Source organism: Leptolyngbya sp. FACHB-671, from assembly GCF_014695745.1.
GTDB lineage: Bacteria > Cyanobacteriota > Cyanobacteriia > Elainellales > Elainellaceae > JAAUTN01.
Genome location: NZ_JACJOV010000154.1, coordinates 12,934 through 27,776 on the forward strand (window position 1 = coordinate 12,934; position 14,843 = coordinate 27,776).

The 14,843-nt window shown below is 49.0% G+C and carries 12 protein-coding genes; 4 read left to right on the plus strand and 8 right to left on the minus strand.

All coding sequences use genetic code 11. The features are described 5' to 3' along the window. The first annotated feature begins 9 nt into the window (after positions 1–9). Positions 10–1,611: an AMP-binding protein gene (locus H6F93_RS27865; protein ID WP_190688176.1), complete on the plus strand. Its 1,602-nt coding sequence runs from the start codon at positions 10–12 to the stop codon at positions 1,609–1,611. A gap of 24 nt (positions 1,612–1,635) precedes the next feature. Beyond that, the gene (gene yidD / locus H6F93_RS27870; RefSeq protein WP_190642505.1) at positions 1,636–1,902 is read left to right on the plus strand and encodes a membrane protein insertion efficiency factor YidD; all 267 of its coding nucleotides are present in this window, start codon (positions 1,636–1,638) and stop codon (positions 1,900–1,902) included. A 7-nt stretch (positions 1,903–1,909) separates the two neighbouring features. On the opposite strand, the gene H6F93_RS27875 is transcribed toward yidD, so the two are convergent. The 4 genes from H6F93_RS27875 to H6F93_RS27890 form a co-directional block, all read right to left on the minus strand. Next, positions 1,910–2,863 (minus strand): glycosyltransferase family 2 protein, encoded by a 954-nt coding sequence (locus H6F93_RS27875; RefSeq protein ID WP_524538030.1) that lies wholly within the window; start codon positions 2,861–2,863, stop codon positions 1,910–1,912. A gap of 495 nt (positions 2,864–3,358) precedes the next feature. Further along, entirely contained in the window at positions 3,359–4,891 is a 1,533-nt protein-coding gene (locus tag H6F93_RS27880; protein ID WP_190642506.1) for a carotenoid oxygenase family protein, read from the minus strand. 19 nt (positions 4,892–4,910) lie between these two features. Beyond that, the gene (locus H6F93_RS27885) at positions 4,911–6,374 is read right to left on the minus strand and encodes a folate/biopterin family MFS transporter (RefSeq protein ID WP_190642507.1); all 1,464 of its coding nucleotides are present in this window, start codon (positions 6,372–6,374) and stop codon (positions 4,911–4,913) included. A gap of 237 nt (positions 6,375–6,611) precedes the next feature. Then, the gene (locus H6F93_RS27890; protein ID WP_190688180.1) at positions 6,612–6,887 is read right to left on the minus strand and encodes a MoaD/ThiS family protein; all 276 of its coding nucleotides are present in this window, start codon (positions 6,885–6,887) and stop codon (positions 6,612–6,614) included. A 350-nt stretch (positions 6,888–7,237) separates the two neighbouring features. On the opposite strand from H6F93_RS27890, the gene H6F93_RS27895 reads away from it, so the two are divergent. Then, a complete protein-coding gene (locus tag H6F93_RS27895) occupies positions 7,238–8,935 on the plus strand; it encodes a GAF domain-containing sensor histidine kinase (RefSeq protein ID WP_190688182.1) in 1,698 nt (565 codons plus the stop codon). A 15-nt stretch (positions 8,936–8,950) separates the two neighbouring features. Here the strand turns inward: H6F93_RS27895 and H6F93_RS27900 are convergent, their stop codons facing one another. Further along, on the minus strand, positions 8,951–9,712 hold the full coding sequence (locus tag H6F93_RS27900; RefSeq protein ID WP_190688184.1) for a DUF4079 domain-containing protein: 762 nt from the start codon (positions 9,710–9,712) through the stop codon (positions 8,951–8,953). Positions 9,713–10,169: 457 nt separating this feature from the next. Then, complete coding sequence (locus tag H6F93_RS27905) at positions 10,170–10,667, minus strand: DM13 domain-containing protein (RefSeq protein ID WP_190688187.1); 498 nt, start codon at positions 10,665–10,667, stop codon at positions 10,170–10,172. 469 nt (positions 10,668–11,136) lie between these two features. On the opposite strand from H6F93_RS27905, the gene H6F93_RS27910 reads away from it, so the two are divergent. Further along, positions 11,137–13,416: a glycosyltransferase gene (locus tag H6F93_RS27910; RefSeq protein ID WP_190688189.1), complete on the plus strand. Its 2,280-nt coding sequence runs from the start codon at positions 11,137–11,139 to the stop codon at positions 13,414–13,416. 173 nt (positions 13,417–13,589) lie between these two features. On the opposite strand, the gene H6F93_RS27915 is transcribed toward H6F93_RS27910, so the two are convergent. Both H6F93_RS27915 and H6F93_RS27920 read right to left on the minus strand, forming a co-directional pair. Next, positions 13,590–13,796 carry a hypothetical protein gene (locus H6F93_RS27915; RefSeq protein WP_190688191.1) on the minus strand — a complete coding sequence of 69 codons (207 nt, stop codon included), beginning with the start codon at positions 13,794–13,796 and terminating at the stop codon, positions 13,590–13,592. A gap of 790 nt (positions 13,797–14,586) precedes the next feature. Next, on the minus strand, positions 14,587–14,823 hold the full coding sequence (locus tag H6F93_RS27920; protein ID WP_190688194.1) for a hypothetical protein: 237 nt from the start codon (positions 14,821–14,823) through the stop codon (positions 14,587–14,589). Between the last annotated feature and the right edge of the window lie 20 nt (positions 14,824–14,843).

The window sequence follows — 14,843 nt, forward strand, 5'->3', positions numbered from 1 at the left end:
AATGGCTCAATGAATATTGCTGAAATCCTTCAGAGTCAGGCAAAAACTCAACCTGATACAGTAGCCATCATCGATCCTCGATTTGGCTCTCTAACATTTGCAGAGTTGCTACAGTTCGCAAATCAGGCTGCCGCGCTGTTGCAGCAGTCAGGACTGAGGGCCGGTGATGCAGCATTGATTTTCCAGCCCATGTCAGCACAGCTTTATGTGGCGCTGATGGCAGTCTTCCAACTGGGAATGGTAGCCATGTTCCTCGATCCATCTGCCGGACAGGAACATCTGGAACGGTGCTGCGCCCTCTATCCGCCTCAGGCACTCATTGCCAGTTCTAAAGCGCATTTGCTGAGGGTGCGATCGCCTGCTCTCCAGCAAATTTCAGTTAAATACTCAATCGGTTTCCCCGTTCCCGGTGCGAAACGCTGGGAATCGGCTCAGAGGTTACAACCGCTGACCCAAATTGCTTCTATTACGGCAGACACGCCAGCCCTGTTGACCTTCACTAGTGGCAGCACCGGGCAACCCAAGGCAGTAGTGCGATCGCACGGATTCTTAATTGCTCAGCATCGAGTTCTCCAGAAAAATCTGGAACTAACCGCTGGAAAAATTGACCTAACTACCTTGCCCATCTTTGCTCTAGCGAATTTGGCATCTGGCGTAACCAGCTTGATCCCCAATGCAAACCTACGCTTTCCAGGCAAGGTGAATGCCAGTCATGTGGTCCAGCAGATTCAAACTTACCAGCCTCACAGCACCGCTGCTTCTCCTGCATTTCTGGCGCGTCTGGTAGAGCACTGCCAAACCCAAAAACTAACCCTGCCTAGCTTTGAAAACATCTTCAGTGGGGGTGCGCCTGTCTTTCCGCAACTGTTAGAACAATTGCAGCAAATCGCCCCTCAAGCTAAAGTTACCGCTGTCTACGGCTCCACCGAAGCCGAGCCGATCGCCCACATTTCGCGGCAGCAAATCCAGCCTCATGACCTGGAGCAAATGGCTCAGGGACAGGGACTACTTGCAGGCTTGCCCGTACCCGAAATTCAACTGCGAATCTTGCCGCATCAGTGGGGAAATCCCATCGGTGCCTATTCTCAAACCGAATTTGATGCAGTCTGTCTACCCCCAAAGCAAGCAGGGGAAATCGTCGTTAGGGGCGCGCACGTTCTGTCTAGCTACCTGCACGAACGAGGCAATGAAGAAACCAAATTCCAGGTGAATGGAGTCATCTGGCACCGCACCGGCGACGAAGGCTACCTGGATACTCAAGGACGGGTGTGGCTGCTAGGGCGCTGTAGTGCCCGAATTCAGGACAAGTTGGGTATTCTTTATCCTTTCGCTGTTGAGACAGCCGCCTCTTTGCATCCAGCCATTCGCCGAACGGCAGTGGTGCAGCAGAATGAGCAGAGAGTGTTAGTGATTGAGCCCAAGTCGGGCGTTACGAGTAAAGGCTGGACGAATGTAGACGATCAGCGATCGCCCCTCCATGCACTCCACAAAACTCTTGTCTGGGCACAAATCCAAAACTACAAAATCGTCAAAAAAATCCCAGTAGACAAACGCCACAATGCTAAAGTCGATTACCCAAAGCTGCGGCAGCTTTTGGATAATAGGAATTAAGGCTTTCCCAAACCTCCATCCCCAATGAAAACCCTGCTAATTTTTCTCGTTCGCGGCTATCAGCTGCTGATCTCGCCGCTTTTTCCGCCGACCTGTCGGTTTCAGCCGACTTGTTCCCAATACGCGATTGAGGCGATCGCTCAACATGGCGCACTACGGGGAGGCTGGCTGGCAGCCCAACGCATTCTACGGTGCCATCCGTTTCACCCGGGTGGATATGATCCTGTTCCACTCAAAGTTCAACCTCAAACAGATGCAGAACCCCAAAAACATAGAGACGACGCAGTCTAGCTGCTGGTCAAACCTCAAGCTCAGTGAGCACTAGCTTTCGGACTTCTTTAGCTTTAGTGGGCTGTTTGCGGGCAGACATGGCTCGTGCCAAAATGCCCCAGGCTGACGGAGAAAGAAATGCGGGTGTAGCTAGCTTTAAGGCCACCAACAGTTTTCTCTGCTTTAGAGCAACAAGTCCCCAATGCAGCTTCAAATAATCTTGAATTGCGGACAGAGAAGGAATACTAGCCTGATGTTTTTCACTCACCAGTGAATAAATCTTGCGCTTCATCAAAATGTTAGTATCCAACCGCTTCTGCAAAGAAAACTTACGGTTTTGTGCCCCTTGCCAAATCGTGCGGTAGCTTAAGTAGCGGTTGATAAAAATTGCATCACCAAACTGAGCAATCTTGATCCAAGAGTCAATATCGTCACAGTTAGCATCTAGGCTCGAATCCCAACCGCCTGATTTAAGGAAAGCATCGCGTCGGAAAGCAACCTGAACGGGTGTTCCAAAGGGCACTTTCTCCAATAACATGCCGTAGTGGATGTCCTCTTGGGGAACGTAAAAGAATCTACCAGGTCCAGTCTGCCGAGTTCTACTCAGTTCGACCTCGTTTTCATCTACCTGAATCGCTTGACAAGAACAAATGACCGCTTGGGGACGCATGGCGATCGCTCGTTTCATCTCAGCGATGCACTGCAAGTCTAAATAGTCATCATCGTCAATCAGCTTGACCCAGTCTCCCTGAGCTACTTTGACTCCAATATTGATGGAAGCTGAGTGTCCTACGTTTTTAGTGTTGCGATGATAGATAACGCGATCGCCCAAACTGGTGACATATGCCTCAGTCTCATCGGTTGAACAGTCATCTACAACCACGACCTCAGAAGGTACAGTCTGAGCTAATGCTGATTCGACTGCTCGTTTGAGTAAAGAGACGCGATTATACGTGGTGATCACAATCGTGAACTTCAACACTAGATCTCACTCCTTGGCGAGGTATTGAGGATAGAATGCCCTACTGAAACAACGTAAGCTACTAGTCGACTAATCGAGCTTCTCCGTGAAAAACTCAACTAGATAAGTAGCCTGAGCCCTAAACTAGTGAGATTCAAGCAGTAAGGTCGTATAAGAACTTTCCATCAAGTTACCAAAATAGATGAACTGAAACAGTACCGCAGGTAAATTGGGGTGAGCTGCACTCAATTTGCAAAACCGAGGCGCTTACTGATGCTCAAAGCATAACCGGCACATTTGAGATGACATTGCAGAACCCGATCTGGCTACCCTGATTACCTTCAGCCTACTCAAGCTAGACTTCTATGACTCCCAAAATCAAGAAAGAGTTGCAGCCTTTCGCTTTAAAGTCTGGCTTTTAAGAATTGTTTCCTTTAGACGTTCCTGACTTGACGAATTCCACCAGTAGTATACGGGATTTTCCCTTTAGTCACCCCCGCCCGAAGGCTGAGGCTATCAGAGAAAACAAGTTGATGTAAAGCTACCATGAAGTCCGTAGGGAATATGATGCTTTAACTGCAGTCGAGCCACAGGTTCCTTTGTCAAATCTTTAGCATCCAAAATGACCAACTCAGAGCGCTCCATCTTCGCGTCGTAGACCAGTGTAAGCACCCATCCCCGATCTTCATCGTCTAATGCTTTACCATTTGCCTCAAATTGTTCGGTCGCAGACGTAGCGGGTGGGCGAGGCACAAAGATAGGTTCGCCGACATAGCCGTGCGGTGCAGCGCTCCATACTTGCCGCTTACCTGAAACCATATCTATTTTGAGAATTGCCTGAAGTGGCGCGTTGCCCTCAGCAGCATGGGCAGCGCCAAGATAAACATAGCGGTAGGGACGTCCAACCCGATTAGGATGCACAAAGGGAAATTCGCAGCAGCGGCTTTCGATTGACTGTCGCTCGACGGTATTAGCTTTGAGGTCAAGTCGAAAGCGCCAAAGCTGCCCCGGCTCTAGCTCCTCAAATTTGACCTGACGGTAATCTGCATTTGGCTCGACCGACGGAAGCGCGCCGTAACAAACAGAATCGACGTACAGATAGCCATCCTGCTCAAAGGCATTGGCATGGTGAAATACAAAGCCTGACTGAGTAGACAAAGTCTGCACAGGGGCTGAGCCGTGGCGCGGGATGACAATGATTTGAGTGGGGCGATCGCCCTGAAACTGAATACATTCCCCCGGACCCCGTAACCCCACCACAAATGGCACTGGATTGAAGTGAACCGGGTTTTGGAAAAAGATGCAGTAGTTTGGCGTAATTGCAAAGTCGTGGATGAAAGCAAAACCAGGAACCGCGTGAGCGTGTTGACGAATTACTTTGCACTGCTCGTCCAGCTCAAAGATGGTAATTGTCGTAGAAAGCCCCGGCTTAATCGAGAAGTTAACCAGGCAGGGTGCACCCCCATCTTCAGCGCAGGATGGGTCAATGCAGGGATGAGCAGCAAAGGCTGAGCCTGGCTTCAACACTCCGTCTAGGTGATCAATTCCGATAGTTTCGAGTGTATGGGGATCAAGTCGGTGCGGTTCTGCGGCTTCCCACAGGGCTAGTAGTTTGCCGCCCCAGTAGATCACTTGAGTGTTGGCGATATTTTTCAACCGAAAGTCAAAGGCGTTGGCTAGCCAGCCTCCTGGCTTTTGGGTGCCAAATACGCCTCGATAAAGAATTTTTTGTGCCTTTTGTTCTGCTAAAAAGCCTTCGGTTCGAATGAAGCGGTTGCGGAAATGGGCTTTCCCTTGGGAGAAGGCGATCGCACTAATCATGCCATCGCCATCAAAGGGATGCTGCAAAGGTTGCCCACCGACATCCAGCAAGCCTGGACCATTACGAAATAGAGTTCCTTCTAAATCAGGCGGAATTTCTCCTTCGACCTGATCGATCCAGTAGTCAAATTCCTCCCGAAGAGATTCATACCCCTTCTGCCACTCTTCAAGCTGATATGAATTAACTGGAACAGAAGTCGCGTGTTCGTGAAGCTGAAAGCTTTGCATAAATGAAATTGCTCCGTACTCATTCGAGCGCCTCTTCGACGGTTTGAGGCAGATTAGATTGAGAAACTAGCGGAATCAACTGCTTTTTTACGGGATGTAGGTCGGTCGCATCGGCTTCCACTTTAGGAGCTGAAGATGGAGGCAGAGCAACGGTTTCTGATAAATCCATACTTGACTCCTCAGCTTGAGCATTGGGCAGTAACCCCAAAAAGGGTAAAGGCAACAGCGTACTCAGGTTGGTGATGACAACCAACAGCCAGAGACGCTCAAAATTTGTCTCAGTTACGCCCAACCAATGCATCATCACCGCCCCAAACTCATAGGACAGCAGAGCCGCCAGGTTCGTTACAGACATTAACAAAGCAAATAGGGTGGCTTCCACTCCCGGAGGGCATAGACGTGCGGCTAAAACCAGCACTGGCATATAGGCAATTTGACCCATGACCGTCAAAATCAGACTGTCACCCAGGCTAAACCAGCGATCGTCAATACCGATCGCCCGATTTGCATGAGTTACCAACAGCAGCATCGTCATTCCCAGGACGGCGGAGATCACCATCGTCCAGCCAAAAATTACGCGAAAGGGAACAGTCTTGAAAAACCTCTGAAACATCCAGATACCGGCGAGTGAAGCAACACTAGTCACCAGTCGAACCCGTCCCAAAAACTCTGGCTCAAACCCCAGTTCGTTGGTCGTGAAGAAGAAGAAAGCAGATTCAGCCGTCGGTGTAGCCTGCGCCAGGAACAGAAACGCCGTCGGCATCCAAATGGATTTCTGACCAATTGCGCCACGCAACTGCTTTACCTGCTGCCGGACTGCCGACCATTCGGAGGTGTGGTCAACTCTTGACTCCGCAATTAATCCAGCAACTAAGGAGACGATCAGTGGAAAGGTCGCTGTGATAATGAAGACGGTATGAGTGCTGAAGTGTTGTAACAAAAAGCCGCTAAAATAAGCCGTCATTAGCCCGCCCAAGGCGGACGCTCCCCAGCAAACGGATTGCAGCGAACCCGCTTTGGCAAGATCTTCTGCACGGGCACGCTCGACCACGAGGGAGTCTACAATTACGTCGCTGACCGCTACAGAAAGGGAGCTAAGGGCGATCGCCACAGTCGCCGTCAGAGCGGAATGAGCGAAGAATGCCAGTCCCAACCAGGAGGCAGTTCCTAACAGTCCAGAGAGAATCAGATAAGGACGACGACGGTAGCCAAACAGTGGCAAGCCATCTGAAACGAAGCCAAATACTGGTTTGATAATCCAGGGCAGGGCTGCAACTCCCATCAAGGCAGATACTTCTGCTGGACTCAGCCCCAACTCATCTTTTAGAAAGAAGCTAATTGCCAGCCGCGCTAACCCAAGGATGCCTTGTACGAAGTAAACCAGCAGAATCGCCACCAGTTCAGGGCTGGGTTCGTTACCAAACAGCACCTTTTCGGTCAGAGATGCCTTGACTTTAGCTAAGTTGGGGGAGAGTGCAACCATTCACGCCTGGGTTTGTTAAGAAACATCAACGATTGCCTACTATGATAACGGTTTGCAACTGAGTGTCTACCTTTATCAAGTTGGGCAAGTTTTATCCAGGCTACCCAAACTAGCCCAAGACAGAACGTTTAGCTTCTAACGCGAAACAGTCCAGTTTTTTCAGGAGCAACTGCTAGTACAACGGGAACTTCTTGTAAGTTTGTCAAGATTCTGGCGAATCCCAGAATCTTGCTTGATTCATCCACCGCTAACTGGCGGAATGAGTACTACTTCATCTCCGGCGTGTAGAACGGCATCTGCTTCAACGAACTGGAGATTGATCCCAAAGCGAGTGAGGTCGCGCCATTGGGCAAGCTCTGGATGCTCGCTAATGAGGCGATCGCGCACTTCTACCACTGTTGTCCCAACGGGAACTTCTAGCGTTAGTTCTGGCACACCATACGCTTCCTGGTAGGCGGCGAAAAGCTTAACGGTAATGGCGATCGCAGACTGAGATAGGGCAGTATCAGACATACTATTCTGTCGTTACTTTTAGGACTAAGAATCGTTGTGCCAGAAGTTAGCTGTTTTCTCCAGTTGTTTGTCTAGATGAATCCAGGCTCTAGTTGGCAATGCTAGTCCATTTTGCTCAATAGCTGTAATGTTCATGAGCTTAGAGCATTGCTTGCGAACGAAACGCAATCCTGGCGATCGCTCAAAACTGATTCCTTGATGCTACTGTCAGGATTTGTTTACGCTTATGATTCTTTTTGTCTATACTTCAATTCGAGAATGTAAACAGGCATAAAGGTTTTGGCGAACCGCATCTACCAGAAAGCAGCAGCTACACCCAAAACTGATCCCTGGATTTGAGTAGGTTTAACATGAACCTTGACCAATTGGAGCAATTGAGAGATTGCTGTCGTGACGAAGCAGCCTTTGGAAAAATGTTACAAGTCTTGGCAGCAGAGTTTGGGCAGTCTCAAGTTGATCAGCAAAAGGCGCTGTTTCGGGTCATTGCCAAAATTCGAGAATCTCTAGATTTAGGTACCATCTTTAAGTCAGCGGCGACTGAAGTGCGTGAGTTGCTGGATGCCTGTCGCGTCGGTGTGTTTCGGTTTGACCCAGACTCTAATTGGAACAAAGGCGAATTTGTCTCAGAGTCCGTACTACCGGAGTTTGAATCGCTTTTGTCTACCCAAATTCACGATCATCACCTTGACGAACAGCTTGCTACTGAGTACGACAAAGGCTATGTTCAGGTGATAGAAGATACCTCTAGTGTCTGGACAGATGGACGCTACACCATCGCCCTAGAGAAACTACAAATCAGAGCCAGTTTGGTTGCGCCATTGCTGCAGGGCGATCGCCTCTGGGGGCTATTGTGCATTCACCAGTGCATTGGTCCGCGACGCTGGCAAGCTTCGGAGATTGAATTTGTAACTCAGATTGCAGCGCAATTGGGAGTTGCGATTCAGCAGGCAGAGTTTTTGGCGCAGACGCAACATCAGTCTGAGGCGTTGGCCCAGGCGCTAGAAGATTTGCAAAAGACGCAGACGCAGCTGATTCAAAATGAAAAGATGTCTAGCCTGGGGCAACTGGTTGCAGGCGTTGCCCATGAAATCAACAATCCGGTGAATTTTATTTATGGCAACCTGATCTACGCCAGCCAATATACTCAGGATTTGCTCGATCTGATTGCACTCTACCGCAAACATTACCCAGAAACTCACCCTGAAATTGGCGATCGCACCAACCTGATCGATCTAGATTTTCTGGTCGAAGATCTGCCTCGAATGCTGACCTCGATGCAAATTGGAGCCGATCGCATCCGTCAAATCGTGCTGTCGCTGAGAAACTTTTCGCGGCTCGATGAAGCATCCGTCAAACTCGTCGATATCCATGAAGGAATTGACAGCACCTTACTGATTTTGCAATACCGGCTCAAGGCAAAAACCGGAACCACTGGCATTAAGGTGATCAAAAAATATGGTGATTTACCGTTGGTTGAATGCTTCCCCAGCCAGCTCAATCAGGTATTCATGAATATTTTGAGCAATGCGATCGACGCGCTATATGAATCTGGGAGTCCTCTGAATCGTTCCGCTCAGGAGCCGATCGCCAACCTAGCCTCAGAAAATTCAGCCTCAGAAAATTCAGCCTCAGAAAATCACGCAGCCGAAACCTCGCTTGACGGACTTGCTAACTTAGCTCTGTCAAATTCTCCTCGGTGCAACCAGATCACAATTACCACAGCAGTGGCACACGGTTACCCAGATGACATTCCGCGTGCCATTATCTGTGTTGCTGACAATGGACCAGGAATGCCCGAAGCCGTTCGAGCAGAGATTTTTCACTCCTTCTATACAACCAAGCCCATCGGCAAAGGTACCGGGTTGGGGCTATCTATCAGCTACCAAATTGTTACAGAACGGCACAACGGCACCCTCTGCTGTATGTCACAAGTTGGGCAGGGCACAGAGTTTCGGATTGAAATTCCCGTCCAACAGATTAAGCAGTATTCAGAGAAGCCAAACCTAACTTCTCGCTCAAACTTTTTCTCAGATAAAGCGGAAGATTAACCAGACTTAACTCCATCAAGCGGCAGGTGTAGAAACTTGAGGAATCTGAGAGGCAGGTGGTGGTGCGGGAGTCGGGCAGGTCAAGTTCTCAAAATCGCAGCTATAGATGTAAGGTTCTTGCCAACTCAGCGGAATTTCTAGCAAATCTCGTGTTCCAGTCATTGCCTGTCCGACAAACAAAAGTAGCGCAATGCAGTTTAGCACTGTGTGAACAACACGCCAGCGATTGGAACGATCTTTATAAATGTCTTGGACGATCGCCAGCGAAAAAATCATTAGTAGTGCGGCGACTATACCATAGTGGAAGTGCGATACGTACCACTCGTCTGTACGCCGATAAACCCCATCTTGCCAACCCAAAATTACTAATCCGGCACCTGTAAGGGTGGCAAAGATGCCTCGCCAATGTGCTTCTCTCGCACGATATAGCACTATCAGGGAGGCAATGGTGGCAATAAACATCAGGACGATGAAGCCGACCTGAAGCGGCTCAAGCGTACCTTCTCGTTGCTGAGTGATAAATCCGCTATATCCGAACACGACTGAATAGGCTAGTGCTATCAGCGTAACTCCGACTACTGCACCTGTAAGCCAACGCCCCAGATTTAGGTGTTCCTTACCGACAATTGGGGAAATTTTGCTTTTGCCGCCTTCTTTAGCCTGAAGCCGTCGTTGTCGAGTTTGCCAGGCGAAGTTGACGACCATGCCAATTAGCGGAAAGACAAAGAAAACGGCGATCGCCGGATGGATTAATGCCCAAAAATCTTTAACTCCCATTAGAAACTCTCCATAACAGCACAAATTTTAAGCACAAACTAATACCAAACCCTGCCAGATAAGCACGACTCTGTACGGGTAGGTTTACTAGACAAAACCTGGATGGAGCAAAGATTCAACAGTGAAACCTGCTCTTACGGAAACTACGGTTAGTTACCCAGATCTGGATATAAAACCTCGCTTCAGAATTAAAGTCTTTATACAAGATGCACTTTCAGATGGCTCAAAACATCGCAGATTAGAAATGAATTGCTTAGGAAAACCTCCTCAGTCAATTCATTTCTAAATCTGCAATGAGATGAACTCTAGCCAAGCAACATTTCAGGTAAACAGGCTATTATCCTACAACTTGTGATTCCAGAAGGGTGTTAATCAGTAAACAAATTTATGAGAGGGGTTGTGAGTTGGGGATTAGGTAATGATTACTTCCAATCCCTACTCTCCAATCCTTAATTCTCTAGCTGCCCAGCGTTGCATAACCAAAAGTCGCGTTAAACATCCGACACCAGATGACAGCAGAGTTAAAGTCATCCAGGTTCACGTCCGCAGGAATGGCGTAGCGTTGGGTTCCTGCGGTGCTTTGCAGCGGGGCGAGCGTGACGTAGTCCTGTTCCTGGATGCCGCTAACGGGAGGTTCACCAGCCCGATGGAGAATTACATATAGATCAGGGCCGCTGTCGCTACGAAATGTTTCGTCGAACTCTAAGTAGCGATCGCCATTTTCAGTCACAATCTGTACCATTCCCTCCGTTGGATGCTCCGCAGCAACAAAAGTTCCAGTTTTTGTTGCGGTAGCCTGAGCAATCTGAATTGGACTAGCCTCAGTAGTGATAGGCAACGATTTAACCTGTGCTGCTAGAGATGGGGCGGCAGTTTGAGTATCAGCCTGAGCGTTGGTGCCAGCTAAAACCAGGAGAGAAACTACGCCAAATGAAACCAGAGCAATCAATTTCATGACTGTACAATTCCTTACCAACAACTCAACACACTGTAGGGTTTCATCATCAGTAGAGAATGATTGCGGGCTGAGAATTTAGGCATCAACTCCTACAGTCCCACTCATTCAATTCTCAGTCACTTCTAATCTAAGGTGACTAAAGAATAGACTTCCTGGATGAATTACTTTTTGAAGCGTGAATGGTAGCGTAGCCGCACCGCGCTACCATTCACGCAGGAGACATCATGAGCGCGATCGCGCTCACAACCCTGAACGACAATCTATTTGCAAAGCAGATCTAATTTAGGATGTTACCTTTCAAAAACTAAACCACTAAAATCAGACCGGAAGGTTATAGATAGATTAAATGCCGAGCTAGACGCAAAACACTGTTTGTTCTGCGTATATATATAAAGACCGTGAAAGACCGCTATTTAGGTAGGACATTTATGTCAATCCAGCTATACATCGGTAGGAGACGGCAGCCATGACAACTTCGCAATTGGGTAAGACGGAGTTAGATCAGCGCAAACCTTCCCGGTTTATGCGACCGCAAACGGCAACCTTGGCAATGCTGAGCTTGATTGGAATTGCCAGTGTAGTGGTGGGTGGGTGGTTTGCTGGTCAGGGAACCATCAATCGCATCTTTGATCAACTCGAACTTCTACAGGAAAATCCGCCACTCTGGTTAGAAGTGCCCATGGTGACTGGTGAGTATCTGCTGTTTCCTACGGTGGCGCTGCTGGTGCTGGTGCTGGTGGTGATGAAGGTGTCTCCCCAACCGCGTACTTGGTCGAGGTTAGTTGTGGTTGGCATTTTGATTGCGCTGACGCTGCGCTATCTGGCCTGGCGATCGCTCTCCACCCTCAATCTCTCTGACCCGCTCAATGGCGTATTTAGCCTGGGTTTGTTTCTCCTGGAACTGCTGATGCTAAGCAACGGCACGATTCAGCTTTTTCTGATGCTGCGAGTGCGCGATCGCCGCCGAGAAGCCGACGTGCTGTCGATGGATGTGCTGAATCAGAAATTCATGCCCACTGTAGACATTTTTATTCCTACATACAATGAACCGACGTTTATTTTGCAGCGCACGGTGATGGGCTGTCAGGCGATCGAGTATGCCAACAAAAATATTTACCTGCTCGACGATACTCGTCGCCCCGAAGTTCAAGCACTAGCTGAGGAATTGGGCTGCCACTACATGACCCGACCCGATAATCGTCATGCCAAGGCAGGGAACCTGAACCATGCGATCGCCCAAACCCAGGGAGAACTGCTCGTCGTCTTTGATGCCGACTTTGTGCCTACCAAAAACTTTCTCACCCGCACCGTGGGCTTCTTTCAAGACCCCCAGATTGCCCTGGTGCAAACTCCTCAAACCTTCTACAACCCCGACCCGATCGCCCGCAACCTGGGTTTGGAAAATGTTTTAACCCCAGAAGAAGAAGTCTTTTATCGTCAAATTCAGCCGATTCGCGACGGAGCAGGCAGCGTCATCTGCTCTGGCACTTCCTTTGTCTTGCGACGCAGCGCTTTGGAACAGATGGGCGGCTTTGTCACCGACTCACTTAGCGAAGACTACTTCACTGGAATTCGACTGTCGGCTCAAGGCTATCGGCTGATTTATCTCGACGAAAAGTTGAGTGCAGGGCTAGCTGCCGAAAACATTGCGGCTCAGGCAGTTCAGCGACTTCGATGGGCACGGGGAACGCTCCAGGCTTTCTTCATCAAAGCCAATCCACTGACCATTCCTGGACTTACTCCGCTTCAGCGATTAGCCCACCTGGAAGGACTGCTGCACTGGTTTACCAGCATCTCGCGAGTTGGATTCCTAGTTATGCCGCTGGCTTACTCCTTTCTGGGTGTGATTCCGCTGCGAGCAACGGCCGCCGAACTGCTCTATTTCTTCTTGCCTTACTACATTGTGCAGTTGACGGTGTTTTCCTGGCTCAACTACCGCTCTCGCTCAGCCCTGTTGTCTGACATTTATTCGCTGGTGCTGTGCTTTCCGCTGGCGCTGACGGTGATTCAGGCGATGCTCAATCCATTCTCAAAGGGCTTTAACGTTACGCCAAAGGGGACGGCTAGCGATCGCTACACCTTTAACTGGGGACTGGCAGCGCCGCTAATTGCTCTTTTTGTAGCGACAGCCGTCAGCCTTTGGGTCAACCTGGGAATTTGCATGATCAAAGGTGCGTGGCAGCAAACCGTGCCGCCAGAGGTCGCCGAACAGGTTAAGGGAATTGGCTTAGGCTGGATCTGGAGCGGCTATAACCTGATCATGTTGGGCATCGCGCTCTTGATTTTGCTGGATGTGCCTCGTCCTCACCCCTATGACTGGTTTGACCTGCGCCGTACAGTCCGTTTGACGGTAAACGATCGTACCTTTTGGGGTGTTACCACCATGATGTCGGAAGTTGGGGCAGAAGTCGCTCTAACCCAGACCAGTTTCCCAGCGATTCCTTTAGGTGAGTTTTTGCCACTTACATTAGAAATTATGGAAGAAGGAGTCACCTTGCATGGACAAGCAAGCCGCACGGGCTTTAGAGATGAGTTTCCCACCGTGCGAATTAGCTTTGACCAGGTGAATTTAAACCAACAGCGATCGCTCGTCGAGATGTTATTCTGCCGTCCAGGACAATGGAAAACTCACTATACGCCCGGTGAGTTTGCTTCATTCCTACTCTTGTTCAAAATCCTATTCAGACCGCGTGTATTGTTTGACCGAAACATCGACGTGAGTGCTGTGGCGGTCGCTAAAGGATAAGAGTCAACAGTTCATTAACCGATAGCAGTCGAGCAAATTGCAAGGCTGCTACAGTCATGCTAAATCACCGCAACACTGTAGGGGTGGGTTTAGCAGACAAAACTCAGATAGAGCCAAAGTTCAACGGCAAAACCCACCCCTACACATCTTGGAGCGTACTCAGAGCAATTGGGTTACACCATGATGCGATTGAGAACACACATAACTTTATCGGCATGATGGGGAACTGGAAGCGGTTTACTCCATGCACCTACCTCAGCAACGCCGAGAGTATGTTGCCTGAGAATGTAAGCTTTTACATTGTCCTCAGTTCCAATCACTAGCGTGGTGAGAATGCGCGGATCGGGATTGATTTGAATCAGAGAAGCACTATCAGTCATAGCAGTCTAAAACTCCAGGTTGAAGAACTAGGAGCTACGGATCAGGAGTTAGCTGTTAGAGAAAATCTTCCCTAGCCCCCAGTCCCTAGCCCCTGAGATTTATCTCCAAAAACCAAAGCCACCCTGCTGCTTTTTTGCCATAGCAAAGTCAGGGTGGCTAGTGGAGTGATAAACTGCCCTCTAGCCCTCCGAACTGTTGTCGCAGTTTTGAGGGTTAGTCGCCTGAGGCTGGTGCAAACAGTCTCAGGTGACGCTTTGATCTCGGATATGTTTTTGTACTGAGGAACCAGACTACTTGAGAATGAAGCTTTTCGCAAGTGGTTCTTGATACAGGTTTACAGTCCTGGACTTCTGATCATGACCTGTGCAGCTTTGATCCCGACATTCCGAGTTCTGAGGTCAAAGCTTCAAGTTCTGAGGTCAAACTTTCAGGCTTTGAGGTCAAGGTTTCAAGCTCTGAGGTCAAAGTTTCAAGTTCTGAACTCGAAATTTCAGATTTTGAGGTCGAAGTTCCGTGTTCTGAACTTGGAATTTCGTGTTCTGAGGTTGAGGGATGAGGGTTGGGAAGCGAAATTTCAATTATCGTAGAAGGGTAATGAAGCCCGCCTGTTCAAAGTGCCTGTCATGAGCTAGGGCTTCAAGAATATTTCGCTGCTGCATGATGCAAAATGAAGCGCAGTCGGTTAAACTCCAGGCTTGGTCAGGTCGTTGCTGGTATAAATTTAAGGCTTGGTGAAATAGCTCGCTGGTTTGGGAAATAACCTCAATATTGAGTTGACGAAGGGAGCGTTCAATACTCTTCGGCTGGCACTTGAGCACGAATTTCGTCAATCATGTTAAGAAACGATTGAGCAGAGAAATCTTGAGATTCAGATACCTCGGTTTGATTACCACTAGAAGCTACGTTTTCGTCCTCACTAACCAGGACAATTACCCGCACTTTCGCAGACTGAGTAACCTGTAATGGCTGATCTAGCATTAATCGCCCTGTAGGGTCGATCGTTCCAGTAGCTTCAAAGGCTTGCATAAGTTTTTCAAGAGGAAGGG

What these genes read in the sequence shown, in the direction of transcription:
- H6F93_RS27920 (WP_190688194.1), bottom strand. Translation starts at nt 14,823, where the DNA reads ATGCAAGCCTTTGAAGCTACTGGAACGATCGACCCTACAGGGCGATTA.
- H6F93_RS27890 (WP_190688180.1), bottom strand. Translation starts at nt 6,887, where the DNA reads ATGTCTGATACTGCCCTATCTCAGTCTGCGATCGCCATTACCGTTAAG.
- H6F93_RS27885 (WP_190642507.1), bottom strand. Translation starts at nt 6,374, where the DNA reads ATGGTTGCACTCTCCCCCAACTTAGCTAAAGTCAAGGCATCTCTGACC.
- H6F93_RS27905 (WP_190688187.1), bottom strand. Translation starts at nt 10,667, where the DNA reads ATGAAATTGATTGCTCTGGTTTCATTTGGCGTAGTTTCTCTCCTGGTT.
- H6F93_RS27915 (WP_190688191.1), bottom strand. Translation starts at nt 13,796, where the DNA reads ATGACTGATAGTGCTTCTCTGATTCAAATCAATCCCGATCCGCGCATT.
- H6F93_RS27880 (WP_190642506.1), bottom strand. Translation starts at nt 4,891, where the DNA reads ATGCAAAGCTTTCAGCTTCACGAACACGCGACTTCTGTTCCAGTTAAT.
- H6F93_RS27895 (WP_190688182.1), top strand. Translation starts at nt 7,238, where the DNA reads ATGAACCTTGACCAATTGGAGCAATTGAGAGATTGCTGTCGTGACGAA.
- H6F93_RS27865 (WP_190688176.1), top strand. Translation starts at nt 10, where the DNA reads ATGAATATTGCTGAAATCCTTCAGAGTCAGGCAAAAACTCAACCTGAT.
- H6F93_RS27910 (WP_190688189.1), top strand. Translation starts at nt 11,137, where the DNA reads ATGACAACTTCGCAATTGGGTAAGACGGAGTTAGATCAGCGCAAACCT.
- yidD (WP_190642505.1), top strand. Translation starts at nt 1,636, where the DNA reads ATGAAAACCCTGCTAATTTTTCTCGTTCGCGGCTATCAGCTGCTGATC.
- H6F93_RS27900 (WP_190688184.1), bottom strand. Translation starts at nt 9,712, where the DNA reads ATGGGAGTTAAAGATTTTTGGGCATTAATCCATCCGGCGATCGCCGTT.